Source organism: Bacillus sp. AFS015802 (assembly GCF_002561455.1).
In the GTDB taxonomy this organism is placed as follows: Bacteria; Bacillota; Bacilli; order Bacillales; family Bacillaceae_B; genus Rossellomorea.
In genome coordinates this window covers 20,819-46,623 of sequence record NZ_NTUP01000006.1, presented here as the reverse complement: position 1 = coordinate 46,623, position 25,805 = coordinate 20,819, and the positions used below count along the sequence as shown (strand labels likewise).

The following is a 25,805-nucleotide window of genomic DNA, read 5'->3' as shown; positions in this document are numbered from 1 at the left end:
AGGCGGCTCGCTCAGGCCCGGCAAGCATCCTAAAAAAGCAATCCTTCCTCTTCAAATAGAAATTCATAGGAGAGATCCATGAAGAGATAAAGTCCATTTCCGAATGGATAGGAATACGTGCGGATCGATTCACCTGAATCGATGTCACTGTATATATCAGAAAGTAAACCTTTTTTATCGATTCTCATACGGATAATATGTTCCAGGAAGTAGGGACGCCAGCTCCAATTCTTTCCTTTGTAATTTGGTTCGATCATCCATTTATCACCGGATTTCACCACGTTACTCGTGACTTGGAACCCATTTTCATCGCACATATATAACCGAAAGCATTTATCCGTAAAATGCTTGGCGATCTCAAAAAGAAGATCATCATAATCCACCGTTTGCTTCTTGGTCAACATCAACGTCTGACTGATTTCTTTATGAAGGACTTCTGCAAATTCGTAGCCTGCTTCCAGATGCTTCTTTTCATATCGTATATAGTCCTGACATTTTTCTTTCAACTTCTCCTTTAATACATCCGGCTTCAGGAAGGTGTCTGAGGGGTGCTTTAGATAAAAGCCCTGATAGTACCGGCCGCCATTCAACCAGGCAAACTGGAGCTGATAATTGATCTCGATATTTTCGAACAAAAGGGATGCCCCGATTTTTCTGGCAAGCATCGATAAACTGTATAAAATATCTTTATATACTTTATTTCCCGCATCATTACGGAGTTGATATAAATCCACTTTCAAAATGTCCGGGGAATAGTGTGAAAGCCGGTCCAATTGGCCGCTGTTCCCTCCAATATTATCGATGGCAATTTTTATGCCATAGGTTTTGTAATACAGGAGAAGGTGAACCAGTTGATCAAAGTCCCCCACAAACGATTTTTCAGACAGTTCGATTACCGTCAGGTTTAAATCCAACCCTTTCTTTTCATACTCCAGAAGAAGTTCAAGAAAGGATTCTCCGTGGTCAAGCATAAGTAATCTTGCATCACGGTTTAGGAATATGTAACCCTCTTGGTTCTCTTCTATAAATTTCTCCAGGGCCAGACGGGTGACACGCTCATCCACTTCAAGTTTATATTCTTCGGGTATCTCCTCATCCCCGAAAAATGGACCGAGACTTTCTGCCACGCCATCCCCGGTCATCAGTCTCCCCAACACCTCATATCCGACGATTTTATGTTCGTCTGCACTGAAAATCGGTTGAAAGTACGGAATCACGTTCTCTATATTGGTCAATATCTCTAATGCATCCATTCGCACTCCCCCACCATCACTCATGTTTTTTGCATAATTATAACACAACTATTCACCGGAACAGAAAGAGAAAAACCAAAAAGCCTTCCCTGTCCTGCCTCTTGGACAGGAACGGGGAAAGCTTCTTAAGAAAACTCGTCCTCGGTACTCATTTTAATCAAAAAGGAAATTGGTTCAGCCATTGACCCCCATCCATGGTGATGCATTCTCCGTTAATGTAGGCCGCTTTATCAGAGGCTATAAAAAAGGCAAGGCCAGCAATTTCTTCAGGCGTCCCCAAACGTTTTAATGGTACACTGTCGATGGTTCTTTTGGCTGCTTCCACCGAGATCCAAAGCTTCTCTGCCCCACCGGTCCGTTCGATAGGTCCAGGGGCAATCGCATTCGTACGAATACCGTATTTATGCCCCCATTCAACAGCAAGGGTTCTTGTCAACGATAAAACCCCGGCTTTTGCCGCTGCCGAATGTGCGACACCTGCACCGGCATTCCAGGCGTAAGTGGCAACCATATTAATGATGGATCCCTTTTGATTATGTTCGATCCAATAGTTACCGACGGCATGCGAACATAGAAATGTTCCATTCAGGACGATATCGATGACGGACTTCCATCCATTTGGAGTAAGCTTTTCTGCAGGACATATGAAGTTTCCAGCTGCATTGTTGATGAGTACATCGATTTTGCCGAATTTTTCTGCCGTGAATTCAACCATCGCTTTTACATGCTCCTGTTCCCTTACATCCATTTGAAATACTTCGATCTTTCCTTTTAGGGATGAAAACTCTTCCTTCACGGATTGAAGCCTTTCCTCATTCCTCCCGGTTACGACGACGCTTGCACCGGTTTCTACGAAGTGCTTTGCCATATATTTCCCCATACCATTCGAACCGCCCGTTACAATTACAACTTGCTCTTCTCCCATATGTAACTCCCCCTAGTAATGAATGAATACTCACTCATATTTTATCATATAAAGATGCATCACAGCCATTTTATTCGTAAAAAAAGACTGATTTTTAAGAAAATNNATTTTCTTAAAAATCAGTCTGAAAGGCTAACCATCCGGATTATTCACGATGAGATCGTGTAATTGAGCGAGCGCTTTAATAATGGTTTTATTTCTCTTATATCCTTTTGCTTCAACTGAAACATCATTATATGAAACAACTACCTGTCCTAAAGATCGAGGAGATTTAAAGCCGAATACATACACTTTAACCGTTCCTCTTTCGGTAGGGAGAAAGAGGATTTCCATACGTTTTGTCTTTTTCATAATCCCTCTCCTTCAAAAAGCATTCGGAACTGTGGTTCATCACAGGAAAATGTCCTTACTCTATCCTTCTATGAACCTATTACACTCCTCACTTTAAAATAAGTCATAGGAATTACTCTGTCAAACATTTAGCCGGATCACCCTTTGAGTCAACAAAAAGTTTCTGTTCTGCGGCACCCTTCCAATTACATAAGGACAAATTGCTGCTGCTCGATCTCTTTAGGGCCAATCGGCTTACTAAAGAAGTAACCCTGAGCTTTCTGACAGTTCGCCTCTTTCAAAAAATCGACCTGACCTTCCCGCTCGACTCCCTCTGCAATGACCTCAAGCCCCAGACTATGGGCCAGATGGATGATGGTTGTCGTTATGGCAGAGTCCTTCTGATTCATTCCAATCTCCTTGACAAAGGATTGATCGATCTTCAGGATGTCGATGGGAAACCGCTTTAAATAATGAAGAGAAGAGTAACCTGTGCCAAAATCGTCAACAGAAATGTACACGCCAAGATCTTTTAGCTTTTTCAGCATTTTCAAGGTTTGCTGGGTGTCCTGCATGGCTCCCTCCGTAATTTCAATTTCTATGCAGGAAGCGGGTATCATATACGTGGATAAATAGAAATCGATTGTGTCCACTAATTGCTCCTGCAGGAATTGCTTGGGGGAAATGTTGACTGCCACCCGCACAGACCTGTATCCTTTGGTTCTCCATTTTTGCAATTGGATACATACCTGCTCCAATACCCATTCGCCGATTTGATGAATCAGCCCCGTTTCTTCTGCCAGGGGTATGAACTGGGCAGGAGAAACGAAGCCAAACTTCCGATTATTCCACCGGATTAATGCCTCGAAGCTGTCGATTGTTCCCGTCGATAAATTGACCTGGGGTTGATAATGCACGTACAACTCGCCCTTTTCTATTGCTTTTCTCAAATGCGATTCCATAATGATATAATTTGGAAAACTTGATTTCATATGGGTTTGGTAAAAGCGATAATGCGCCCTTCCTTTTTCTTTTACCTCAAACAGTGCCTGTGCGGCTTTTTGAATGAGGGAATTGGAGTCATAGCCGTCTGCAGGATAGCGGCTGATGCCGATGGAAGGAGAAATATAAAATTCCTGTTTCTCCATTGTAAAAGGATCGATAAATAATGCCAGGATTTCTATTGCCTTTGTCTTCGTATCTTCAAAGCTGCAATTCTTCAAAAGGAAGATAAATTCGTCCCCACCCTGTCTGTACAGTAAGCACTCCTCATTTGTCAGGGTGACCAGGCGCTCCGTTATCTTTTTCAGGAATCGATCCCCTCCCTTTAAGCCCAATGTGTCATTCACAAATTTAAACCGATCCAGATCGAGGTATAAAAGGGAGAGCTCCACTCCCCTCTCTTCCATATTGTGAATGATTAATGGAATATGATCATCCAATGCCTTCCTGTTCAATAGACCCGTCAATTGATCATGCAAAGCCATATAATTGATCATTTCATTTTGTTGATGATGCGCCGTGATGTCTTTTGCGATGATATAGCACCCGTCACACTTTTCCTTTACCACGATGGGGACCATTTTCAATTGAGTAATTTTTTCTTCACCCGCTTCATTTATTAAGATACAATATTCAATCGAAGATGGATTACCCAGTAATGTTTGATAAAGGGAATCTCCTAACACATTCTTATTTTGGGGGTGGAATAGATCATATATATTCAAATTGGCCAGTGCTGATTTTGAATATCCCGAAAGAGAACAGCCTGCTCCATTCGACTCCCGGATGATACCTTGTGAGTCCAGAATGAAGATGGCATCAAGATTATGTTCAATGATTGATTTGTATCGTTCCTTCGCTTTCACCAATTTTTTCTTTTCCTCAATGGATGGTGTAATATCTCTCGTGATGGAAACAACGTAATCTACTTGTCCATTTTCATTTTTAATCGGTGTCAGGATCGATTCATTTATCACCTTATCTCCGTTCACATAAAATGAATCCTGATAGCTGATGCGTTCACCCGTTACGACCAGTTCCGAATACTTCCCCTTTAAGTCCACGGCCAATTCTACCGGCATCACATCCTCCAACAATCGGCCCATATCCTCCTGTCGGATCGTCGTATATCTTTTAGCTGATTCATTTACATATACATATTTGAATTTATTTCCCTCTTCGACTTTCATAATGAAAATCATATCGTGAATATGATCTAAAATTAATTCCTTCACCACAGTGTCGACGAACTTTTGATCTTGACTGATGGTGGTGGTACTATCTGTCCATTTCATGGATCCGTCATCCTTTTATGCTTTTGATTTTATCTGCATCATGCGTCCTGATTCCATTTTACTATTCCATCCATGATTTTCCTACATTCTTGTAAGAATATTATCTGTTATCTCTACTCCCCTTACCTGATGTCGGACCCATCCAGTTCCTCCGCCCAATCTATATGAGACAGGCGCACAGGCTGAGTATGAACCATAGACTAAATAGAGAGAGGAGGTTTTTTCATTTATGTATCAACACGCATATTATCCATATCGAAGCTATGCACCCTATAGAGGAGGCGACCAGCGTTTCTTCCCATTCTTTGGATTACCATTCTTAGCCGGCGGTTTAGCAGGATTGGCCATCAGTCCTTTTCTTTTCAACAGACCATGCTACGGCCCAGCCTGCTACCCGCCGCCATATCCGCCTTACGGAGGGTACCCTTATCCTGGTGGATACCCACAACCCTATGGTTTTAACGGATATCAATCTTCACCGTATAACGTGACGGAGAATATCAATATATACCCCGGTCGATAATCAAAAGGCTCACCTAATAATGTAACCCCTACATTGTTCAGGTTGAGCCTTTATGAGGTTCCCCCCAGATACCCCGACTTATCAAATCAGAAGAATATTTACACAATTCATTACCTTTATCAATAAACTCCCCCCGGTACCTTTCCAAACATAGGAAAAGGGGGTATAATAGAGGTGATTACATTAGAAAGGAGCCAATAACTTGAGAAACACTAGTAAATCCACCCCTTCTTCCACATCCGTCATTACCCTCTCTCAAGCTATTTTCACTGTGAATCGTCATGCGAAAACAGCAGGTAACCCAAAATACTTATATTCATTAAAAAAACGAGCCTTAATGAAAATGATCAAAGAAGGCAAGGCGAAGAAAGTCGGGCTTCATTTCTCCAACAATCCAAAGAATAGTCAACAGCAATCCGATGTCTTGATTGATTGTGGAGAATATACCTTTCATCTCCCACCATCCAAAGAGGATTTCAAAGAGCTTCCACATCTTGGCTCACTCGATCAGGGGTCAAGAAACCCGAAATGTAAAATGGGATTGCAGCAGGCTAAAGGGATCTTGGAACGGTATACAGGAATGTCGGATCATAACGACCAGATTCGAAAGACCGGAAAAAGTCATTATCAAAAGCCCGTATTCAAAAAATTAGGGGACAGCTTCTTTTGATACCCGATGATTTTAGTACAGTAACGCATATATCTTCTAAAGGGTTTTGACCATGGTCAAAACCCCTTTTTTGTTTTACTCATAGGACCATTAAAGAACATACTGATCGATTTTTAAAATCAACTGCGCGATCTCCGGTTTGCTGATTTGAGCTTCCGCCCCTACCATTTCCCCTTTATGTTTCAAATCATTCGTGATAAGAGATGAAAAAATGATGACAGGGAGAGTTTTAAGCTTGGCATGATCTTTGATTCGTCTGGTCAAATGATGGCCATCCATTTGTGGCATTTCAATATCCGTCAGAACAAGATGTACATTTTCATTCAGTTCCAGATCTCCCTCTGCAAGGGATTCTAAATAACGGAAGGCATCTGCCCCATTTTCAAAAAATTCCACGTCCTCATATCCCGCTTCTCTCAGGGTGTCATTCAGAAGCTTCCTGAGTAAAGGTGAATCCTCTGCGGCAACGATTCTTTTATTCCTTCTCTCCCTCGGACCTAATTTTTTCACTTGATCTACGCGGATACCTGTTTCAGGGTTGATCTCAAGCATGATGCTCTCAAAATCCAACAGAAGAATCATGGATTCCTCCCTTTTGATCACCCCTATGATCCCTGAGTGAACCCCTGAATACATTTCAGAAGGTTTTTCAATTTGATTCCATGAAATCCGATGGATCCGCGTGACGTTATGGACATGAAAAATAACCTTCTGCTGATTGAATTCGGCAACAATGTACTTGGATTTTGCTGTTTCCTCTTCTTCCGCACCAAGTACCCTTGCCATATCCACAACGGGGAGCACCTCTCCTCTTAATTGAACGAGCCCCTTTACATGGGGGTGTGAATGAGGAATCGGTATGACCGCTGTCGGCTGAATGATTTCCTTCACTTTTATGACATTAATACCGAATTTATTGTTTTGAACCTCGAATTCAACGATTTCAAGTTCATTTGTTCCGCTTTCCAAAAGTATTCCATTAGATTGATTCAATATTCTTCGCCCTTCCCTACATTATTGCCCTCCCTCCTTATATCGACAATTACGGACCTTCTTTACACACCCCTTTGAAAAAAGTCGGATCCCTATGATAGGAAGACGACCTTTGACACGATTGGACTCCGGGTGAGTAGAATGAAAATCACTATACATACTAAGGGAAGGAGGTGATGATATGACGGATAGACCAGATTTCGAAAGCAAAAGACTGCCTGATTTTGACGAGATCAGTGACCACATCCTTCCTGCCCAGAACAACATTCCCTTGATTGCCCTTGGAAAGAATGTGGAGGGTAAGGACGAACCTGATGAGCTCTCTTATATAGAAGGGCAAAAGAGCAGGAACCAAGAAGATGAAGGCTCCCGTTCTTAACATGTCACACAAAAAAAGAAAAGCGATTGAATAGTAGAATCCATCAATCGCTTTTCATCTTATACTCCCCGCTTATTCCCCCATACAAGAGTATGTAGCTGAGGAAGTACACGAACATGATTTAAATCTTCTCTTTCACACACTTTTTCAATGAGTGTTTCATAGTCCATCAGTAAATCTGAAACCAGCTTGACTGTGTCCCCTTCAGAAACAGACGGATTACCTGTTTGAATATAAAATGGGACACCAGGATAGCGTTGATGGATACCTGTGGCATATTCTAAATCCTGATCGTCAAAGACTACCACCTTCAGGCTGAATTGTGAGCGATTTTCAGTTAATCGATGCACGATCTCATCAAGCTTTTCAAAATCGGTCTCCATTCCTGAACTTGGCGGCTTTGGGGAAAGGGTCAGATCACTAATATCATAAAACCAATCCTGCCACCGGCTCCCTTGCGTCTCAAGGGCAGAATCGATACCATTATCATTCAAGATGTCGATGAACTCCTTCATGTGAGCTAATAAAGCAGGGTTCCCTCCGGAAATCGTTACGTGAGAGAATCTCTCCCCTCCCACTTCCCGTAATCTATTCCATACTTCACGAGCTGACATAAGCACGATATCCTCTTTGGCAGAGCCATCCCATGTAAAGGCAGAGTCACACCATGCACAGCTGTAATCACATCCGGCAGTCCGAACAAACATTGTCTTTTGACCGATGACCATCCCTTCCCCTTGTATGGTAGGGCCAAACACTTCTAAAACGGGGATTTTCCTCATGACTTCTTCCCCTTTGGTCTGTATAGACAATAACTTGTAGGTGTTTCTCTCAAAAATACTTGAAGGCATTTAGGACGGTGAGGAAGTGTATCTAAATGCGCCTGGATGATCTCCCACATCACCTTTGCCACAACTTCAGTAGTTGGAAACACATTGCCCCCCGCTGAGGAAAATCTTTCATCATTGTTCATCAATGTATGATCAAACCGTTTATGGATCAACTTTTTTATATGTTGGAAATTTATTAGGAATCCTGAATCGTCGAGCTGATCTCCCCCGATTGTAATGTTTGCGAAATACGTATGACCATGGATCTCCTGACAGCTTCCTGCATCCGGGTGGGGAATGTAGTGCGCTGCGGCGAAATGCATGTCTTTATTTAACTCAAACTCATAAGGATGGTCGGGGGTAGGATAAATCTGTTGAATCATCGGCCCTCTCCTCCTGATCTTTTATTTACGTAATCTTCTAATCCCTTCTGCCTGAGTTCACAAGCGGGACATTCTCCACACCCACTGCCTTTTATTCCATTATAACAAGTGAGGGTGTTTTCCCTTACATACTGGAAGGCCCCTAAGCTATCGGCCATTTCCCACGTTTGGGCTTTATTGATCCACATGAGAGGGGTATGGATCACAAACTGATCGTCCATGGATAGATTCAGGGAAACGTTCAACGATTTCACAAAAATATCGCGGCAGTCCGGATACCCGCTGAAATCTGTTTCACATACTCCCGTGACGATGTGCTTCGCTCCAATCTGCTTTGCGAGTACCCCTGCAAACGACAAGAATAATAGATTTCTTCCCGGAACAAAAGTCGAAGGCAATTCACCATCCTCATGGGTGATTTCTTCATCAGCCCGTGTTAATGCACTTGGTGCCAGCTGGTTCAATAAACTCATATCCAATACATGGTGAGGTACGTTCAGATCTTCCGCAATCTCTTTTGCGCAATCAAGCTCTGCCACATGTCTCTGACCATAGTTAAATGTCACTGCTTCCACTTCTTTGAATGCTTTCTTTGCCCAAAATAAACACGTTGTACTATCTTGACCTCCGCTGAATACGACTAACGCTTTCTCTGTGTTCATAAAAGGTTCTCCTTTCTTTTCTGCAGGCTCGTTTGCCATGAAAAGAAGAAAGAGATTCTGTAGGACTCTATAATATAGGCTTTCAATTGCCACCAACAAAAAAATAACGACACCTAAGGATGCCGTTTTCCTTAGTTTTTTATAGAGGGTTGTGCTAGAACCTCTCGGGAAATAAAATATACTCCCAATTCTTCTTCTATTGTCCTCAACCAATATAACGTTTTTTCACGAAAAAATCTACAATTTTAACGCAATTACATGTGAAATCTCTCATGAATCAGTTGCAGTATTCCTTAGCTGTACTCATAATGAATACATAAAGAAAGTGAATCTTGGAGGGTGTGCCTTGTTAGCTGAAATGATGAATTTCATAAAAGAAGTGGACAAATTAAAGACCATCGAGCGCCGAACGTACGTAAGTGACGGAAGCCGAAGAGAAAATAGTGGCGAACATTCCTGGCATGTGTGTTTGATGGCCATGACCTTATTTGAAGTGTATGAAAGAAAGAAGGAAACAGACCTTTTCACCTCCATCCGGATGCTGCTTCTGCATGATATTGTGGAGATAGATGCAGGTGATACATACGCTTTCGATGCAGAAGGATATAAAGACAAGATCGAACGGGAAAATCTTGCAGCCGATCGGATCTTTGGGTTGCTCCCTGAAAAGATAAGTGATCAATACCGTTCCCTATGGGAGGAATTTGAAGAAGGAAAGACCAATGAAGCCCTTTATGCTACGATCATTGATCATATTCAACCCCTTCTTTTGAATATTTCGACCGAAGGAAGATCATGGTTGGAGCATGAGATTCATGCACATCAGGTATTAAACCGCAATGCATGGATAAAAGGCATCTCCCCTCAAATACATGCACAAATATGTGAATGGATTGAAACTGGCGTTGAAAAAGGCTGGCTTAAGGACGGATAATATTTAAAAAAAAGCAGTGGCTTCCAATGAAGTCACTGCTTTTTGCCTTATTCATTTCAAGCGAAGGAGCCTTCGCTTTCTCCTTCTTTTTTTCGAGCTGAACCTGAGCCAGCCGATCTTCATAAAGAAACCGAACATAACCAGTGCAATCGCGCCCATAACCCCGAGAACGATGAAGTACCCGCTTCTCTCATCCAACTCAGGCATGTAAACAAAGTTCATCCCATATAAACCTGCAATAAAGGTAAGAGGCATGAAAATCGTCGTAATGACGGTCAGGGTCATCATGATGTTATTCATTTTATCCGAGTTAATGGATAAATAATTATCCCGTATATCGGATGAGAATTCCCGGTATGATTCAAGCATCTCGACAAGTTTGATTAAGTGATCGTACACATCATTGAAATAGAGCTGCTCTTCTTTCAATGCGTTCAATCTGCCGGAATTACTGATTCTGTATAATAAATCACGCATGGGGACGAGGGTTCTCCGTAACTTGGACATATCATGGCGAATATCGAATAGTTCATCCATCAAATCACTATCCGCTTCTTCATTTGTATGATCTTCAATTGTATTAAGCCGATCTTCGATGCGATATACAAGGGGAAAATAATCATCCACCAACCTGTCAACGATTCCATGCATGATTTTAAAAGGACTGAGTTGATCGCCCTCCTGGTGGACCTTATCCCATAGGTGATTTAATTCCCGGACAGGCTGTTTATGAAAGGTGACGATAAAACTGGAGTTCACAAACATATTCACTTCATGGGAATTCAGCGTTTCCTGATGAATGGCGTGCAGAAGGACAAATATGTACTGATCATAAAAATCGAGCTTGGGACGCTGGCTGAAATCGTCCAGGCAATCCTCTATCGCAAGTGGATGGAAGCGGAAATAAAGTTTCAGTAACCGAATATCCTTGGGGGTCGGTTCCGAAAAGTCCACCCAGTACCATTTAACACGTTTTTCTTTAATTCTGGACAAGGGAACATCCTGTTCGATCTCCCCGTTTTCCATGACTATACTCGTTCGAATCATACGGCTCTCCCTAACTGACATTTTTATTTTTTTCATTTCCCTTTTTCACCCGTATCCAAACAAAATCACTACGTAAAAGAGAGGATTAATGGTAAAATATGAATCAAATTGTTAAAGTAGGTGTACGTATTGGAACAGTATATTAACCCTCGTGTCAAGGATATCCAGATTTCAGGTATACGAAAGTTTTTCAACATGGTGGCAGGGATAGACGGAATGATTTCCCTTACGATCGGTCAGCCTGATTTCACTACCCCTCAACATATTAAAGAAGCGGGTAAGGCTGCCATTGATGATGACTTCACTTCCTATACCCATAATGCAGGATTTCCTGAATTACGGGAAGCAGCGTCTTCCTATGTAAAAGAAAAATATAATCTTCATTATAACCCTGCAAATGAAGTCATAGTCACAAATGGCGCCTCTCAAGGGATCGATGTCATCCTTAGAACCATCCTCTCTGAAGGCGATGACTGCCTGATCCCGGGCCCCGTATACCCTGGCTATGAGCCGATCATTACACTTTGTGGTGCTAATCCCGTACATATCGATATCACACAAAATGAGTTTAAACTGGATGCCTCTCTTATTGAAAAGAGCTTAACGCCTTCAACAAAATGTGTCATATTGCCTTATCCATCCAATCCAACCGGGGTAAGCCTATCTAAAGATGAGTTAAAAGAGATTGCCGACTTGCTTAGAAACAGAAAGATCTTTGTGCTTGCTGATGAGATTTATAGTGAACTTACCTTTGACGGATCCCACCATTCAATTGCTGAATATTTAAGGGAACAAACCATCGTCGTCAATGGTTTATCGAAATCACATAGCATGACCGGTTGGAGGATCGGGCTCGTGTTCGCTCCGGAATCGATCTCCAAACATCTTCTGAAGGTTCATCAGTACAATGTATCCTGTGCTTCTTCCGTCTCACAAAAAGCAGCGTATGAAGCTCTTACGATTGGAAAAGATGATGCGGTAGACATGAAGAAAGAATATAAAAAACGAAGGGACTTTGTATACGACCGTTTGGTGGGGATGGGATTTGAAGGAATTGTCAAACCTGATGGTGCCTTCTACTTTTTCGTGAAGATTCCGGATCGGATTCTTTTGAGTTCCTTTGATTTTTCGTTGGCCCTCGCCCAAGAGAAAAAGGTCGCTGTCGTTCCCGGGGATGCCTTCTCCCCACTCGGCGAAGGATACTTCCGCTTATCCTATGCCTGCTCTCTTGAAGAGCTCTCAGAAGGTCTTGACCGTATCGAATCCTTCATTCAACCCTGACAAGAGGGACGGACCTTGCTAAGCAAGGTCCGTCCCTTTTTTTCTTCTTTACCCTTTATATTCACCGTTGTTTTTAGATGCTTTTTCTTTTTTTGCTTTGTCGTTGTGGATTTTATTTGTTGCCGCGCTTCCTATCTCATTGGCAAATTCCGCATTGATCTTGGAAGAATCGAAGCCTTTTTTATTTTTCTGTTGAGGATCATTCTTTTTTGTCCGTTTTGCCACTGTTCAGCACCCCTTTAATGTACTGCTTATCCTTTTGATGGATGAGCATACCTTTATTATTCATCTTCTCCTTGAGTGCTATTCAATCGACTTATTTTCAGACAAAAAAAAGAACTAGCACAGTTAACTGGGCTAGTTCAAAAAAAGGAAAAGGGGGTGTTAGTGAGAAATTAATCTCCAATTTCATGCTTAGTTATAGAATACCCGCTTTTCAAAATGATAAACCGATCTTTTTAAAAATTTTATTTTTTTCTTTAGAGTAAAAGTTATTTCAGTAAAACACTTTAAAAAAGCGCTTTCATAACGTATAATGAACAAGTGAATTCTGAGAGAAGAGGTTCTAACATGTATATGAAAGAACAATATGTCTTCAGAAACAGCCATATTCATAAAGCTGTCATCCGAAATTACAGCAAAGAAGATTTCAATGATCTGATATCTCTCCAAAGGTGTGCTTTTCCACCGCCTTTCCCATCAGAGCTGTTGTGGAACAAAGACCAGCTTGCCCATCATCTCATTCATTTTCCTCTTGGTGCATTATGTGTGGAAATAGACGGGAAATTTGCTGGTAGTATGACCAGTTTAATCGTCGACTTCGATCCATTAAAACCGCAGCATACGTGGGAAGATATAACTGACCATGGATACATAAGGACTCACAATGAAAATGGAGATACATTGTATGTGGTGGATTTATGTATCGACCCTGAGTTTAGGGGATTTAAGCTTGGGAAGGTTCTGATGAACGCAAGTTTCGAGATTGTGGTTCATTTACAATTGGACAGGCTGCTTGGAGGAGGTCGGATTCCCACCTATCATAAAGTGGCCAAACATTTCTCCATTGAAGAATATATAGAGAAATTGACGAGCGGAGAGTATAAGGATCCCGTCATTACATTCCTTCTTCAGACAGGACGTACACCCTTAACAGCAGTCAAAGGGTATCTTGAGGATGAAGAATCCTGTGACTACGGGGTGTTAATGGAATGGCAGAACCCCTTTAAACATTCACTGGATGTATCCGGTGAAAAAGAAAAAGGGATTGAAAGAACCATACGTTCCTTCAATCCACTAAAAAGGGGGAAATGAGAATGAATAGGCCCAAAGGGTGTGCCTTATTCTTCACAAATATATTACCCTCATTTCCACCATATAAACATAAAATTACTCCATTGATGTAGCTTTTTTCACGAGTGAAATGACTGCATCATTGGTGTCTAATTGCAGTGCCTGTTCAGCAAGATCCTTCATTTCAGCACGGTTCAACTGACGGATTTGAGAACGTGCGCGTAAAATGGATGTAGCACTCATAGAGAACTCATCCAGGCCTAATCCAAGAAGGATCGGTACTGCAATCTCATCTCCAGCCATTTCTCCACACATACCTGCCCATTTCCCTTCTTTATGAGCCGCGTCAATCACCATTTTCACAAGGCGTAAAATGGCAGGATTATACGGTTGATATAAGTAGGAAACACGCTCGTTCATGCGGTCGGCAGCCATTGTGTACTGAATCAGATCATTGGTTCCGATCGAGAAGAAATCAACTTCCTTGGCAAATACATCTGCCATGACAGCAGTTGAAGGAATCTCGACCATGATTCCCACTTCAATATGATCCGCTACGTTTGTCCCATTTTCAAGAAGAGCTTTTTTCTCTTCTTCAAGGATGGCTTTCGCTTCTCTGAACTCTTGAAGGTTTGAAATCATCGGGAACATGACTTTCAGGTTTCCAAACGGACTTGCCTTTAATAGCGCTCTAAGCTGAGTACGGAAAATATCCTGCTCATCCAAACAAAGACGGATCGCACGATACCCAAGGAACGGGTTCATTTCTTTAGGCAGATTCAGGTAAGGAAGTTCCTTATCTCCACCTATATCTAGAGTCCGGACCACTACAGGTTTCCCTTCCATACCCTCTAATACAGCCTTATAAGCCTCAAATTGTTCGTCTTCAGAAGGTAATTCGTCACGACCCATGTATAGGAATTCTGTACGATACAGACCTACACCTTCACCGCCGTGATTCTTCACCCCTTCAAGATCTTTAGGTGTCCCGATGTTGGCAGCAAGTTCAACATGCTCCCCATCCTTGGATACCGTCGGTTCGTTTACAAGCTTTGCCCATTCGGCTTTTTGTTCTTCATAACGGGCATGCTCTTTTTTATACTGTTCGATCACTTCCGGAGTCGGATTAATATGTACTTCTCCATTTAATCCGTCAACGATGATCATGTCACCATTTTCAACAGAGGAAGTAATGGATTTTGTCCCCACTACAGCCGGAATCTCCATTGAACGGGCCATGATGGCCGAGTGAGACGTTCTTCCACCGATATCAGTTGTGAATCCTTTTACAAATTCACGGTTCAATTGCGCCGTGTCAGAAGGAGTAAGGTCCTCTGCAATCACAATAACCTCTTCAGTCACCATGCTAGGGTTCGCAATTTGTACACCCAACAAGTGTGAAAGAATACGTTTTGTCACGTCGCGAATATCTGCCGCACGTTCTTTCATGTATTCATTATCCATTGATTCAAACATGGAAACGAACATATCCGCTGTTTCTTTAAGGGCGAATTCAGCGTTTACATTTTCTGATTTGACTTTGTCTTCAATTGGTGTAAGTAGTTCTGGATCGCTTAAGACAAGAAGATGCGCTTCAAAGATTTGGGCTTTGTCTTCCCCTAAATCAACTCTCGCTTTATCACGGATCGCTTCAAGCTCCGATTTAGACGTGGCAATGGCTTCCTGGAAGCGTGTTACTTCCTGTTCAGCATTGTCTACGTTTTTCTTTTCAAAGCTTAGGTCAGGTTCAACTAAGCGATACGCTTTCGCGATGGCGATACCATTTGATGCCGCAATTCCTTTTAAGAGACTTGACATTACTCAGCTAAACCTTCTTTGTTCAATGTTTCTTGTAAGCTGTTTAACGCTTCCTCTTCGTCACTACCTTCAGTAATGATTGTGATTTCTGCACCCTTACCAACACCTAAAGACATAACACCCATGATTGATTTTAAGTTAACTTTCTTTTCTTTGTATTCTAGATGTACATCGCTGTCGAATTTGCTTGCCGTTTGAACTAGTAGAGTTGCCGGACGAGCATGAATTCCTGTTTCAGCTGTAACTGTAAATGTTTTTTGTGCCATGTGAATCGACTCCTTAATTTATCTTGTTTTTGGTTGCTTCATAAAAGTAATGGATTATGAAGAAAACGTCAACTATTTCTAGTGATTAATCCATTGTTCCTATAAAGCTGTTCAATAAAAAAGAATAGCATGCAATGAAGAGATACACAATTGTAAAGCTTGATTTTTTTAGTATTTCATTAATTTGCCACTGTTATGAACCTATTTATGTAAAATTTGCTGATTTTTTGTCAGTGACAAACAAAAAACCGACCATAGCAGACACCAATCCAATAAAGGGATGGAATCTTTAGTATGAGTCAGTTTCTTCCTTGACATACTATTCTTTTCCTACCATTTTTGATGAGGGTTTCATTAGATTATAGCCGATTTTGGCTTTGATCACGGTTCCTTTTAACGTCATCTCATGATCTTCCGAGGTGTTTGTATACACATTCACCAAATCACAGATACATCTGGAAAATAATTCTGAGAGCTGCTTCAATTCCTGGGCGCTTCTTTCCCCTTCATCCTTCATTAACTCTTCCATTACATCCATGACCAGGCTTTTCACACGCAGGGCCTGCTCTGTTTCGTACTTCATATAGAACTCTCCCCTTCCTATCATTCTTTCTCTATCATATGCCTTAGAAACTAGATTAGAACGGGGAAGCTCTATATAAACGGGATTAGATATTCAATTGGGCATCTTTTGTAAATAATTGCTTATATCCTAATAAAATAAACAGGACCACCGTCAACGCAACACTCCCGACTATCCCTAACAGGATCGCAATCTGGTATTCAATGGCCACCAAAGGACTGATTCCCGAAAGAATTTGCCCTGTCATCATCCCGGGTAAAAAAATGATGCCCATACCCAGCATATTATTAAGGGTAGGCAGGATGGCAGAATCAAACGCATTATCCACATAGGTCTTGGATGCTGCTTTCGGGGTTGCCCCCAGCATCAAGGCCCCCTCCACTTTATCTCGTTGATCTTTTAATCCACCCAATAGTGTGTTAATTCCCAGTGTGATACCCGTCATGGAGTTCCCAACGATCATCCCCGCGATCGGAATGAAATATCTTGGATCAAACCACGGGGAGAAATGGATGACAACCATATTGAAATAGAACAAACTGATCAGTGTCCCTATGAATAAAGATAAGGACGCGATCCCTTTCAGTTTAGGATCCATGTCATACTTAACCTGCTTGAATATATTCCTGATCGCAAATGCCTCCATTATCAATATGATACTCAAGGTAAGCCATGGGCTCGGATGATCAAAGATATATGTAAGGATGTAACCTGCGAGGATTAGTTGAACGGTCATCCGGAAGGAAGCGAGGATGATCTGCTTTTCCCTGGATATCCCCCTCCATTTCACGATGAATAACAAGAGAAGGACAAAAACATATGCTGCAATAAACCTCCATAATTCTATGTCGATGATTCCTTTATCCACCTTCATTCCCCCCTTATTTGGAAATGGTAATGATTTCTTCACCATATTGCTCTGCCACATTTGTAGAATGGGTCACCATGATGATGGTCCCCCCGTGTCCTTTTGCACACTCAATAAAACTTTTCATCACTTCGATCTCAGTTTCTTCATCCAAAGCCGAAGTAGGCTCGTCCAATAAATAGACAGCAGGCTTCATCAATAGCACCCTGCCGAGGGACAAACGCTGTCTCTCTCCTCCAGACAGCTGTTCTGCAGAAGCATCCAAAGGCTTATCCAGCTTGACAATGGTCAGGACCTTCATGAGCTCCTCGCGACCTGCCAGGGGCTTTTCTGAAAAAATCAGCCCTTTCTGAAGATTCTCTTCCACCGTTTCACCGAACAGGAGAGGTGCCTGTGAAATCATGACCGCCTCTCTCCTATGTTTCACAGGGTCGGTACCCACTAAGGGATTTTCCTTATAATAGACCTGTCCGCTGTCTGGTATATTCATTTTATTCAATAATTTCAACAGCGTGGATTTACCGGCACCACTTTCCCCGACCAGGCAGGTCGTCTTGTGCTCAGATATGTCCATCCCCTTAATATGTAAAATATCTTTAAAGTGCACATCCCGTAATTCAAATAACATAGACGTCCCCTCCTTTCATATATCATACCCTACACAACAAAAATTAAAGAAGCCAATGCTAGACAGGTAAGCGGCGCCTGTAAGCATTGGCTTCTTCTATTTTTCTTTCCGATCTTTCAATTCACCCATATGGACTTCTATTTGCCTGGTGAAGTCACTGACTTCTTCCTGACTTGGAACGAATTGCCCGTATCTAACACGTTCATAAAGAGAGAAAAATGCTTCAGACCCACCTAGTCCGATTCTGTTGAACCATATCTGAACATTCTCATTCGGGAGTCTGCCGGCTTCATACCTGTAGGCTTCCTCCTCGAGACTCTCCATCGCTAGCCGGATTGCGTCCCGTGCTTGTGAATAGGAGTATTCATCCTTTTCTTCATCATCGTTAGTATCCATGATTTTTTGAGTACTGAATGCAGGAGAACTCCCTTCATCAACTGTTAACTGCAGGGAAGACTTTCGTTTCCTTACCAAGTAAATGATGACTGCTATAACAAACAAACCCAATAGAACTTCATTGACCCATGAAAATGATAACCCCTGACTAAACTCGTACGTTTGAGATTCACCAAAATCCTGCTTTTGAACATCATTCCCTTCCCCCTTTTGAGGGTCATCCCAGCCACTGATAAATTCTTGTATCTTGATTAGCAGATTATAAATCGGATCTACCAAGAACGAGAACACCCAGAATATCTTTTCTGCTCCCCAATAGATCCCCTTGCTTACAAATGAGCTGATGACTGCCAGTAAACCGCATGCCAAAGTTACCAATAACCACAGGCCAATAGGTTTCAAGAGTACTTTTTTGGAACCGTTACCCACTTCACTGAGCATTCTTTGCATCGGGGTGAACGTGATGATGATAGAGAGTAAAACAAATAACAGGCCATAGATGATATACGTATTACCCAAATCCCTTAATGACCCGCTCAATAACGAACCCGACGCAATAACTAAAAATATCAGAGTGGACCCACTGCTCACTTCAATGGATGAATCATCATTCTGGGTATGGGCCGTGATCCTCCAATGTAAAAAAACCAAAACTGCCAATATCGCCCACCAGGCGCTTGAAAAGAAGTAGATACTTAAGCCAAGTGAAATGATGAGTGGTGCTATTAGTAGTTTATATAACGATTGTTTTAACACGCTTAATGTCAGAAACGCCATCACGATGATAAATGTCATAAAAAGAGAAGGGACATAGCTGTTTAACATTACACCTTTTGAAAATAAGAATGTCATGGTCAATAAGGCGAATAAAATATCAATACCGATTAATAGCCCCCACTTCACCAGGAGCATTTGTTTATGTTTGGTCAGGAAGGAACTTTCAGCGAAGAATTCCATAATGTGACGACTCCTTGTTTTTGTTCTAATCTCAACTTATAGACTTGTATGTTCTGCTTCTCTATATTTGACAATAACGCTTCTTCTTGTTTTCCCATTATACCTGCTGTAATAAAAACAGAAGGAACTAATCTGCGAAGGGATAAATGCTTAAGGACAATATGGAATGGGATCGTAAATTCATCCGTGGATAGCGTAGAAAGCAGCTCCATTCCCTTTTGCCTGGGCACCCTTCCCGTTCCCGGCGGCAGGTAATAATAAGGGGTCAACCCCTGCGACCTCACGTTTAAGACAAGGGAGAAAGTGATATTTTGTTCTACTGCAAGTTTCATCATATAAGAAGCATACATAATGATCTCTTCCAATTGATTTGTAATGGCATAGCGATCGGAAACGTTGATCGCTATCATCCACTCTTTTTGGGTTGCAGGCGCATAAATTTTTGTTTGAAGGCTCCCGGTCCGGGCAGTCGCCTTCCAATGAACATCCTGGAACCGGTCCCCTTGAACGTAATCCCTGGTCCCGATCTGGTGGAAAACATCATGAAATAATGAATGTTGAATGGGGACATCCCCCTGCTTCCATGTGAGCTTTTGTTCTTCCATTTTAACAGGGGAAGTATCAGGAAATACAATAATGGTAGACGGGACATTATCCACTAAATCCAAAAGAACTTTTCCGCTTCCAAATAAATGAGGGATTTCTATCTGCATCTTGGTAATCCTGCATAACCCCCTCCTTTTTCCTATAACGGGTATAGAGATGGTTCCTTCATCATTTTTTCGGATGGAAAATGGAATAGACACCTCTATGCTGTCCTCCACGCCTGTCGTATAGGTGTGCATGGTGGGAATGACTATATCTTTAAACGTGATTTTTAAAGTCGCACCAAAAATGGACATTCCTTTATTATGGATTTGAAATTCCCACTTTTGTTCCTCATCACAATGCAGCCTTAATCTCCTCATCGTCTTCCCAACGCTGATGCCTTCTCCAACCTTCGACAGATACCATTGATGCACCCTGAAATAAAGGATCATCAATAAGAAAATACCTAATCCGACATAGGATTGCACATAAAAACTTGCTGCTCCGACTATGACAAGGACGACAAGCGTCAAGGATATATAGGGATCTTCGATTATATCTCTCTTCCAATTCACTAAGCTTGCCTCGCTTCAACAGGAGTCATAGCCGTGTTCACTATTTGCTCGATGACTTCTTCAGATGTCCTTGTTAAGGACGACTCAATCGTCAATTGAATTCGATGTTGCAACACATAAGGGGCAACCGACACGATATCCTGTGGTCTCACAAAATCCCTGCCTTCTATAAATGCCTGTGCCTGGGAAGCCTTGAGAAGCGCCAGGCTGGCTCGTGGACTTGCACCCACCTCAACCCATTCATGTTCTCTTGTACCCCTCGTAATTTGAAGGATATAGGTTTCAATATCCTCCGAGATATGTACTTCTTTGACAAGACGGGACAAAGATTGTAATTCATCCAAGCTTAATACTTTATTGACTGTATTCAAAGGCTCCGTTGATTTAAAGCGGTTTAATATTCCTCTCTCTTCATCAAAAGTAGGATACGTAAACGGAATCTTCAACAAAAAACGGTCCAGCTGTGCGGCAGGCAGTGGAAATGTCCCTTGTTGGGATTCAATGGGATTCTGAGTGGCAACGACTATAAATGGCGGCTCTAATGGGACGGTTTCCCCGTCGATGGTGATTTGCTTTTCTTCCATCACTTCCAGTAAGCTTGCCTGCGTTCTCGGAGTGGCCCGGTTAATTTCATCGGCCAGTAACACATTCGTGACAACGGGGCCTGTCCTTAACTCGAATTCCTGTGTTTTCGGATTGAAAAATTGTATGCCTGTCACATCACTCGGTAACACGTCAGGAGTGAATTGGATCCTTTTGAATCCACCGTCAATACAATGACTGAACGTTTTCGCGAGCAAAGTCTTACCTGTACCCGGCACACTCTCCAATAGGACATGTCCTTCCTGAAGCAACGCGATCAGCAAGAGGTCGATTTCTTTGTCCTTCCCCACTAATACTTTATTCATTTCTCTCTTTATTGAATCCAATCGATTCATCCTTTTTCCCCCTCATTCACGTTAACTATATAATTTTAATTTTCAAACAATACTTCACACTTATTCTACCATATCATGTTGTTAAATTATCCCTTTTTATATAAAAAAGCCGATCACTCTCACCAGCACGGTGTGTGATCGACCCCTTTTCCTGCCATAAAAATAGATCTTTACAAATCCTTATCAAAAATCCTGAACTCTTTCCACAACCCTCCCATATCCTAGAAAAAAAGAGGATGGGAGGATGAAGCAGACATGTTCATCAGCTTGCTATTTGTTCTAATCATCGGATTCATCAATATTCTCGTATTACGAAAGGGATAGATTCCGGTAACGTGAACCCCGGGACAGCACCCATTAATGCTCATAGATCATCTTCCGTGTCATCCCGCCATCAACAACGAGATTTTCCCCCGTTATGAAATCATTGTCAGGGTGAGAAAGGAATAAACATGCTCTCGCAATGTCTTCCGGCTTCCCTACCCTGCCCGAAGGATGCTGACGATGGTCGATGTCTCTCAATGAGTCATAATCTTCCGTTTGAATCCACCCCGGACTGATGGAGTTGACCCGGATCCCAGCTTCACTCAGGGTGATGGCCAGTGAATGCGTCAGGCTGACAATTCCCCCTTTTGTAGCAGAGTAGGCTTCTGTATCAGGTTCAGACATGGAAGCCCTGGTGGAAGCCATGTTAATGATGCAGCCTCCCCGATCTTTCATTAACTCGGCCGCTTCCCGGCTGCAATAAAATACACTGCTTAAGTTCGATGATAGAATGTCGTTCCAATCATCGGGCTCCATTTCCCAGAAGGACATGAATCTGGATACACCTGCGTTATTAATCAGCACATCCAACACTCCATGATCTTCCTTTATTCTATTGAAAACGTCTTTTACCTCCTGTGGTACACCCACATTCACTTCATGGAACCTGGTCGTATATCCTTCTGCATTGAGCCTTTGGGAGTGCTCTCTTCCTTTCTTCCCATCCATATCCATAAATTCAACAGTTGCGCCATGTTTGGCAAATTCCTCCACGAGGGTTTTCCCTATTCCATTCGCTCCACCTGTAATACACACAATAGAATTCTTCAATCTTTTCATCTCCCTTGATCGCTATCAATTGCTTCTATAGAAGGGTACCCTTTTCAATCAATACTCAATCTTCTTTATATGTAGAGAAGGGTTAACCTTCTTGAAATTCTCTCTTTATAAGAGAGAAGATTCCAGAGGTTAACCCTTCTTATTTATTGAATGATTTTACTGTGAGTTGTTTTTTTTGAATCATTACGCTGATGAATATTGATCAAGGCATCCAGTTCTTTACTCAATTGAATGGTGGTCGGACTGCTAAGCCCAAAGCGAATGCCGGACTCTATCATCTTCCACCGTACCACTTCTATTTGAGCCACTATGGTCCCATTCATCAACATCACCTCTTTTTCTTTTCTCTATTTTACTATTAAACCCGCATAGAGAAAAGGAAAAAGTGTACGAGCGCTCATTTATTGTGACTAATCTGATGCTGATCCATTATTTTGCAAAGCGGTGTTTTCCAATCGTCAGTAGGGTATCTCTGCTTGTGATCCAGTCGCTTGTAGATGTGACAGGATTATAGAAAAAGAGAGAGCCTTTTCCCTGCCCCCTGAAAGCAAGCGCTTCTTGAACAGCATCCTTTGCTTCCTGTGAGGGTTCCTGATTGATTTCTCCATTTTGCACTGGTGAAAAAGCATAATAGCCATTTGAAACCTGATAGACTACATCCTTGATAGTATCAGGGAATTCGGCGGAATCCACTCTGTTTAATACAACCGTTGCGACAGCGACTTTACCTGCATATGGTTCACCTTTGGCTTCTGCATGTACAAGCTTCGCAAGTAGCTCCCGATCTTCAGGCGTTATATTATTTTCAGGGATCTTTATTGTTTGACCCGGGTAGATTTCATTGGATTTCAGATCGTTTTTTTTCTTTAGTTGAATGACGGATACAGATTTCTCCTTACCGATATCCCATAGGGACTCACCCTTTTCTACAGTGTGTACTGCCCCTGCAGCAAATGTTTGAGTAGAGAATGTAACAAAAGAAAGTGCTGCAATTCCTATCATCAAGCTTTTCTTAATCATATTTCTACCTCCTAAATAGTGCTCCCCCATAAGATAACAATGAATGAGCAGAATTTCAGCAGGTAATGCTTACCACCGGCCGTTCACCCTTCAATACTAAATGAAGGGGCCACTTCATATAATGAATATTAGCGAGGCGGCCGTGATCCATGATCCCCTCGGAACAAAGGTTTAAAAAAGTGGAGGATTTTCTCCCCCACTGTCAGCTTCTCGGTGTATCAAGATATCGAAAGAGGACATTCCCACCCTGCTGGGCTATTCCACGGAACTGTTTAAAATCATCCTGTTTCACCAGTACGGATCGAAAGGCAAGAAAGTCTTCTTTCAACACCCTTATTTCCTCTACTTCTTTTGTACGCAATAATTGAAGCTGTTCAAGAATCTCTGATTCACTCATAACTAAACCTCCATCCTCACTTCTTCTATTGTAGTTTCAAAGTGATCATAAGCTCAAGTGATAATTTTCAAATGGAATTTTTAGAAAACTCTTTACCTTTTCATGACTTTACGTCAAAATATTAGTAATTGTTTGTAGAATTTTGCCAAAAAGGAGCGACCTTAGATGAAAAAAGCAGAAATCGGAAATGTGATTGAATTTAAGCAAGGTTTAAAAGGGATCGTTGAAAAAGTGAATGAAAATTCGGTTATTGTCGATTTAACTTATATGAAGAATTACCGTGATCTTGAATTGGAAGAAAAGACGGTGGTCAACCACAAAAATTATAAAATCGTCGAAGCATAAATATCATCTAACATTTCTAACAAGGTGGAGGACCTCCCTCCTCCTTTTTTCATGTGTAACTAAATAGAAAGGTTTACGGTAACGGCTTTGAGGTTATTCTTATAGCATACTGTTTCGTAAGGTGGAGCCCTGTCATGAATCTGAATATACATATACTGAACAAAGCGAAAAAAAGCTTCTGGTTTGTTCCATTTCTGTTCTCGCTTATCTCTTTACTGCTTTCCCTCGCCACCTTTTATTTCGATTGGTGGTTAAGTCAGCATGACTATCCAATATTCCCTAAGGTACTGTTCTCAAATTTCAATTTATCCATGACGATCATCAGCACGATCGCATCATCCATCATGACCATGACGACCATTACCTTTTCAACCATCATGGTGGTCCTTACTACGTTTCTGTCCCAATATTCACCCAGGACCTTACAGAACTTCATCAACGATCGGCCGACTCAACGGGTCCTTGCCATCTTTGTGTCCGGTGTGGTCTATTGCATCACCTTACTGGTCCTTCTCCAGGATGAATCCGGTCAGGAATTATATATCTCCTCCGCGTTTGCAGGCATAGTGGCGATCATCTGTTTATTTGTATTCGTTTATTTCGTTCACCATGTGTCCAATTGGGTGAAGGTAAGCAATTTAATCCATAACATCACCATTAAAACGAATAATAAGATCGATCATAGCTACTTATACAGAAAAAATGCCATACAAGAAGAACCATCGACATTCAATGAGTCCTTCTTTGATGAAACCGAACCCATTAATGTGTACAGTGAAGAATCGGGGTACATGCAACAGATTGATATAGAAGGGATGATCAAGAAAGCCGTGAAGGACAAGTGCGTCATTCGCATGGTGAAAACACCGGGGGAATATTTACTTGAGGGAACGCCTGTCATGACGGTGTGGACCACAAATGAGGACGTTGACGGAGAAGATTTCCTGGGGTACCTTGTAGTGGGTCCTGATAAAGAGCCGATGGAAGACATTGAACTCGGGATCCGGAAGCTTGTGGAAATAGCCCTGAGAGCCATTTCCCCTGCCATCAATGATCCCAACACAGCCAAGAACTGTATAGAAGAAATCGGGATCATCCTTTCAAAGCTTGCTAAACACAAACTACCGAGCTCTTATCTGACAGATGATGAGAACAATGTGCGTGTCATTTTGGAACAGCCTACCTTTGTCGACTATTTATACAAAAGCTTTTATCAATTAAGGCATTACGGGAAACAGGATATATCCATCATTGCGGAAATCCTGCGTTCACTGAGAATGATCAGTGAAAATAATAGCGGTGAAACGAAGGGGCTGGTGTGGACATTTAAGGATTATATTCTGGAAGGGATCGACTATGACAGCCTCCAGAATCTTGATATGCAGTACATCATGAGGCATCTCGACGAACTGGCTGCAGCTTGCGGGAAGAAGGATTGGGATAAGGATGAAGTGCGGAATAAATACTTTCCTGAACAATACAAAACCCAAGATTCTTATCATCACGATGATTCCAAATAAAA

General features: G+C 41.9%; 29 protein-coding genes, 1 pseudogene and 1 riboswitch. Of the genes and pseudogenes, 8 read left to right on the top strand and 22 right to left on the bottom strand.

The window, feature by feature from the left end; all coding sequences use genetic code 11:
• Positions 1-29: 29 nt before the first annotated feature.
• The 4 genes from CN378_RS04215 to CN378_RS04200 all read right to left on the bottom strand — a co-directional run bounded on the left by CN378_RS04215 (position 30) and on the right by CN378_RS04200 (position 4,805).
• The gene (locus CN378_RS04215; RefSeq protein WP_098350682.1) at positions 30-1,253 is read right to left on the bottom strand and encodes an EAL domain-containing protein; all 1,224 of its coding nucleotides are present in this window, start codon (positions 1,251-1,253) and stop codon (positions 30-32) included.
• A gap of 157 nt (positions 1,254-1,410) precedes the next feature.
• Positions 1,411-2,178 (bottom strand): 2,4-dienoyl-CoA reductase, encoded by a 768-nt coding sequence (fadH, locus tag CN378_RS04210; RefSeq protein ID WP_098350681.1) that lies wholly within the window; start codon positions 2,176-2,178, stop codon positions 1,411-1,413.
• A 132-nt stretch (positions 2,179-2,310) separates the two neighbouring features.
• Positions 2,311-2,529 (bottom strand): hypothetical protein, encoded by a 219-nt coding sequence (locus tag CN378_RS04205; RefSeq protein WP_098350680.1) that lies wholly within the window; start codon positions 2,527-2,529, stop codon positions 2,311-2,313.
• Positions 2,530-2,714: 185 nt separating this feature from the next.
• Positions 2,715-4,805 (bottom strand): sensor domain-containing protein, encoded by a 2,091-nt coding sequence (locus tag CN378_RS04200; protein WP_098350679.1) that lies wholly within the window; start codon positions 4,803-4,805, stop codon positions 2,715-2,717.
• A gap of 229 nt (positions 4,806-5,034) precedes the next feature.
• On the opposite strand from CN378_RS04200, the pseudogene CN378_RS04195 reads away from it, so the two are divergent.
• Together CN378_RS04195 and CN378_RS04190 are read left to right on the top strand one after the other, a co-directional pair.
• Positions 5,035-5,259 (top strand): annotated as a pseudogene (locus CN378_RS04195) (hypothetical protein); the annotation flags it as partial.
• Positions 5,260-5,530: 271 nt separating this feature from the next.
• Positions 5,531-5,998, top strand: a complete 468-nt coding sequence (locus CN378_RS04190; RefSeq protein ID WP_098350678.1) for a YkyB family protein — start codon at positions 5,531-5,533, stop codon at positions 5,996-5,998.
• Between the two features lie 90 nt (positions 5,999-6,088).
• Here CN378_RS04190 and CN378_RS04185 read toward each other — a convergent pair whose 3' ends face one another.
• Positions 6,089-6,991, bottom strand: coding sequence for a chemotaxis protein (locus tag CN378_RS04185; RefSeq protein ID WP_098350677.1), 903 nt, complete (start codon positions 6,989-6,991; stop codon positions 6,089-6,091).
• 181 nt (positions 6,992-7,172) lie between these two features.
• On the opposite strand from CN378_RS04185, the gene CN378_RS04180 reads away from it, so the two are divergent.
• Positions 7,173-7,370, top strand: a complete 198-nt coding sequence (locus CN378_RS04180; protein ID WP_098350676.1) for a hypothetical protein — start codon at positions 7,173-7,175, stop codon at positions 7,368-7,370.
• A gap of 59 nt (positions 7,371-7,429) precedes the next feature.
• Here CN378_RS04180 and queE read toward each other — a convergent pair whose 3' ends face one another.
• Genes queE through queC form a run of 3 tightly spaced genes read right to left on the bottom strand, consistent with a single transcriptional unit; the run spans position 7,430 to position 9,245 of the window.
• Positions 7,430-8,152, bottom strand: a complete 723-nt coding sequence (gene queE / locus CN378_RS04175; protein ID WP_098350675.1) for a 7-carboxy-7-deazaguanine synthase QueE — start codon at positions 8,150-8,152, stop codon at positions 7,430-7,432.
• A complete protein-coding gene (locus CN378_RS04170) occupies positions 8,149-8,583 on the bottom strand; it encodes a 6-carboxytetrahydropterin synthase (RefSeq protein WP_098350674.1) in 435 nt (144 codons plus the stop codon). Before CN378_RS04170 ends, queE begins: the two co-directional genes overlap by 4 nt.
• A complete protein-coding gene (gene queC / locus CN378_RS04165) occupies positions 8,580-9,245 on the bottom strand; it encodes a 7-cyano-7-deazaguanine synthase QueC (protein ID WP_098350686.1) in 666 nt (221 codons plus the stop codon). Before queC ends, CN378_RS04170 begins: the two co-directional genes overlap by 4 nt.
• Before the next feature lie 125 nt (positions 9,246-9,370).
• A riboswitch (PreQ1 riboswitch) is annotated at positions 9,371-9,415 on the bottom strand.
• Between the two features lie 176 nt (positions 9,416-9,591).
• On the opposite strand from queC, the gene CN378_RS04160 reads away from it, so the two are divergent.
• Positions 9,592-10,179, top strand: a complete 588-nt coding sequence (locus CN378_RS04160) for an HD domain-containing protein (RefSeq protein WP_257140993.1) — start codon at positions 9,592-9,594, stop codon at positions 10,177-10,179.
• Between the two features lie 51 nt (positions 10,180-10,230).
• Here the strand turns inward: CN378_RS04160 and corA are convergent, their stop codons facing one another.
• Positions 10,231-11,226 carry a magnesium/cobalt transporter CorA gene (gene corA, locus CN378_RS04155; RefSeq protein ID WP_098350673.1) on the bottom strand — a complete coding sequence of 332 codons (996 nt, stop codon included), beginning with the start codon at positions 11,224-11,226 and terminating at the stop codon, positions 10,231-10,233.
• A gap of 129 nt (positions 11,227-11,355) precedes the next feature.
• Here corA and CN378_RS04150 point away from each other — a divergent pair, with 129 nt between their 5' ends.
• Entirely contained in the window at positions 11,356-12,507 is a 1,152-nt protein-coding gene (locus CN378_RS04150; RefSeq protein WP_098350672.1) for an aminotransferase A, read from the top strand.
• Between the two features lie 48 nt (positions 12,508-12,555).
• On the opposite strand, the gene CN378_RS22525 is transcribed toward CN378_RS04150, so the two are convergent.
• Positions 12,556-12,732, bottom strand: a complete 177-nt coding sequence (locus CN378_RS22525) for a hypothetical protein (RefSeq protein ID WP_179884807.1) — start codon at positions 12,730-12,732, stop codon at positions 12,556-12,558.
• A 345-nt stretch (positions 12,733-13,077) separates the two neighbouring features.
• Between CN378_RS22525 and CN378_RS04145 the strand changes: the two genes are divergently transcribed.
• Positions 13,078-13,821 (top strand): GNAT family N-acetyltransferase, encoded by a 744-nt coding sequence (locus CN378_RS04145; protein ID WP_098350671.1) that lies wholly within the window; start codon positions 13,078-13,080, stop codon positions 13,819-13,821.
• 75 nt (positions 13,822-13,896) lie between these two features.
• Here the strand turns inward: CN378_RS04145 and ptsP are convergent, their stop codons facing one another.
• From ptsP to CN378_RS04085, 12 genes are all read right to left on the bottom strand, one after another.
• Positions 13,897-15,618 (bottom strand): phosphoenolpyruvate--protein phosphotransferase, encoded by a 1,722-nt coding sequence (gene ptsP / locus CN378_RS04140; RefSeq protein WP_098350670.1) that lies wholly within the window; start codon positions 15,616-15,618, stop codon positions 13,897-13,899.
• The gene (locus CN378_RS04135; protein ID WP_034756145.1) at positions 15,618-15,884 is read right to left on the bottom strand and encodes a phosphocarrier protein HPr; all 267 of its coding nucleotides are present in this window, start codon (positions 15,882-15,884) and stop codon (positions 15,618-15,620) included. The genes ptsP and CN378_RS04135 overlap by 1 nt, the downstream gene beginning before the upstream one ends.
• Before the next feature lie 319 nt (positions 15,885-16,203).
• A complete protein-coding gene (locus tag CN378_RS04130) occupies positions 16,204-16,467 on the bottom strand; it encodes a hypothetical protein (RefSeq protein WP_098350669.1) in 264 nt (87 codons plus the stop codon).
• A gap of 85 nt (positions 16,468-16,552) precedes the next feature.
• Positions 16,553-17,335, bottom strand: coding sequence for an ABC transporter permease (locus tag CN378_RS04125; RefSeq protein WP_257140992.1), 783 nt, complete (start codon positions 17,333-17,335; stop codon positions 16,553-16,555).
• A gap of 13 nt (positions 17,336-17,348) precedes the next feature.
• Entirely contained in the window at positions 17,349-17,963 is a 615-nt protein-coding gene (locus CN378_RS04120; protein ID WP_098350668.1) for an ABC transporter ATP-binding protein, read from the bottom strand.
• Positions 17,964-18,059: 96 nt separating this feature from the next.
• Positions 18,060-19,316, bottom strand: coding sequence for a hypothetical protein (locus tag CN378_RS04115; RefSeq protein ID WP_098350667.1), 1,257 nt, complete (start codon positions 19,314-19,316; stop codon positions 18,060-18,062).
• Entirely contained in the window at positions 19,286-20,479 is a 1,194-nt protein-coding gene (locus tag CN378_RS04110; protein WP_098350666.1) for a DUF58 domain-containing protein, read from the bottom strand. Before CN378_RS04110 ends, CN378_RS04115 begins: the two co-directional genes overlap by 31 nt.
• On the bottom strand, positions 20,479-21,417 hold the full coding sequence (locus CN378_RS04105; protein WP_098350665.1) for an AAA family ATPase: 939 nt from the start codon (positions 21,415-21,417) through the stop codon (positions 20,479-20,481). The genes CN378_RS04110 and CN378_RS04105 overlap by 1 nt, the downstream gene beginning before the upstream one ends.
• A 357-nt stretch (positions 21,418-21,774) precedes the next feature.
• Positions 21,775-22,521 carry an SDR family NAD(P)-dependent oxidoreductase gene (locus CN378_RS04100; RefSeq protein ID WP_098350664.1) on the bottom strand — a complete coding sequence of 249 codons (747 nt, stop codon included), beginning with the start codon at positions 22,519-22,521 and terminating at the stop codon, positions 21,775-21,777.
• A 143-nt stretch (positions 22,522-22,664) separates the two neighbouring features.
• A complete protein-coding gene (locus CN378_RS04095; RefSeq protein WP_257140989.1) occupies positions 22,665-22,844 on the bottom strand; it encodes an aspartyl-phosphate phosphatase Spo0E family protein in 180 nt (59 codons plus the stop codon).
• Positions 22,845-22,950: 106 nt separating this feature from the next.
• Positions 22,951-23,541, bottom strand: a complete 591-nt coding sequence (locus CN378_RS04090) for a cell wall hydrolase (RefSeq protein ID WP_306471838.1) — start codon at positions 23,539-23,541, stop codon at positions 22,951-22,953.
• A gap of 202 nt (positions 23,542-23,743) precedes the next feature.
• Complete coding sequence (locus tag CN378_RS04085; protein ID WP_098350662.1) at positions 23,744-23,938, bottom strand: hypothetical protein; 195 nt, start codon at positions 23,936-23,938, stop codon at positions 23,744-23,746.
• 165 nt (positions 23,939-24,103) lie between these two features.
• Between CN378_RS04085 and CN378_RS04080 the strand changes: the two genes are divergently transcribed.
• Both CN378_RS04080 and CN378_RS04075 read left to right on the top strand, forming a co-directional pair.
• On the top strand, positions 24,104-24,283 hold the full coding sequence (locus CN378_RS04080) for a YkvS family protein (RefSeq protein ID WP_098350661.1): 180 nt from the start codon (positions 24,104-24,106) through the stop codon (positions 24,281-24,283).
• Between the two features lie 134 nt (positions 24,284-24,417).
• Entirely contained in the window at positions 24,418-25,803 is a 1,386-nt protein-coding gene (locus CN378_RS04075; protein ID WP_098350660.1) for a DUF2254 domain-containing protein, read from the top strand.
• Positions 25,804-25,805 lie beyond the last annotated feature (2 nt).

Excerpts from the sequence above, each read along its gene's own strand:
- CN378_RS04215 (WP_098350682.1), bottom strand. The coding sequence starts at position 1,253 with ATGGATGCATTAGAGATATTGACCAATATAGAGAACGTGATTCCGTAC.
- fadH (WP_098350681.1), bottom strand. The coding sequence starts at position 2,178 with ATGGGAGAAGAGCAAGTTGTAATTGTAACGGGCGGTTCGAATGGTATG.
- CN378_RS04205 (WP_098350680.1), bottom strand. The coding sequence starts at position 2,529 with ATGAAAAAGACAAAACGTATGGAAATCCTCTTTCTCCCTACCGAAAGA.
- CN378_RS04200 (WP_098350679.1), bottom strand. The coding sequence starts at position 4,805 with ATGAAATGGACAGATAGTACCACCACCATCAGTCAAGATCAAAAGTTC.
- CN378_RS04180 (WP_098350676.1), top strand. The coding sequence starts at position 7,173 with ATGACGGATAGACCAGATTTCGAAAGCAAAAGACTGCCTGATTTTGAC.
- queE (WP_098350675.1), bottom strand. The coding sequence starts at position 8,152 with ATGAGGAAAATCCCCGTTTTAGAAGTGTTTGGCCCTACCATACAAGGG.
- CN378_RS04170 (WP_098350674.1), bottom strand. The coding sequence starts at position 8,583 with ATGATTCAACAGATTTATCCTACCCCCGACCATCCTTATGAGTTTGAG.
- queC (WP_098350686.1), bottom strand. The coding sequence starts at position 9,245 with ATGAACACAGAGAAAGCGTTAGTCGTATTCAGCGGAGGTCAAGATAGT.
- corA (WP_098350673.1), bottom strand. The coding sequence starts at position 11,226 with ATGATTCGAACGAGTATAGTCATGGAAAACGGGGAGATCGAACAGGAT.
- CN378_RS04145 (WP_098350671.1), top strand. The coding sequence starts at position 13,078 with ATGTATATGAAAGAACAATATGTCTTCAGAAACAGCCATATTCATAAA.
- ptsP (WP_098350670.1), bottom strand. The coding sequence starts at position 15,618 with ATGTCAAGTCTCTTAAAAGGAATTGCGGCATCAAATGGTATCGCCATC.
- CN378_RS04135 (WP_034756145.1), bottom strand. The coding sequence starts at position 15,884 with ATGGCACAAAAAACATTTACAGTTACAGCTGAAACAGGAATTCATGCT.
- CN378_RS04130 (WP_098350669.1), bottom strand. The coding sequence starts at position 16,467 with ATGAAGTACGAAACAGAGCAGGCCCTGCGTGTGAAAAGCCTGGTCATG.
- CN378_RS04120 (WP_098350668.1), bottom strand. The coding sequence starts at position 17,963 with ATGTTATTTGAATTACGGGATGTGCACTTTAAAGATATTTTACATATT.
- CN378_RS04115 (WP_098350667.1), bottom strand. The coding sequence starts at position 19,316 with ATGGAATTCTTCGCTGAAAGTTCCTTCCTGACCAAACATAAACAAATG.
- CN378_RS04105 (WP_098350665.1), bottom strand. The coding sequence starts at position 21,417 with ATGAATCGATTGGATTCAATAAAGAGAGAAATGAATAAAGTATTAGTG.
- CN378_RS04100 (WP_098350664.1), bottom strand. The coding sequence starts at position 22,521 with ATGAAAAGATTGAAGAATTCTATTGTGTGTATTACAGGTGGAGCGAAT.
- CN378_RS04095 (WP_257140989.1), bottom strand. The coding sequence starts at position 22,844 with ATGAATGGGACCATAGTGGCTCAAATAGAAGTGGTACGGTGGAAGATG.
- CN378_RS04090 (WP_306471838.1), bottom strand. The coding sequence starts at position 23,541 with ATGATTAAGAAAAGCTTGATGATAGGAATTGCAGCACTTTCTTTTGTT.
- CN378_RS04085 (WP_098350662.1), bottom strand. The coding sequence starts at position 23,938 with ATGAGTGAATCAGAGATTCTTGAACAGCTTCAATTATTGCGTACAAAA.
- CN378_RS04080 (WP_098350661.1), top strand. The coding sequence starts at position 24,104 with ATGAAAAAAGCAGAAATCGGAAATGTGATTGAATTTAAGCAAGGTTTA.
- CN378_RS04075 (WP_098350660.1), top strand. The coding sequence starts at position 24,418 with ATGAATCTGAATATACATATACTGAACAAAGCGAAAAAAAGCTTCTGG.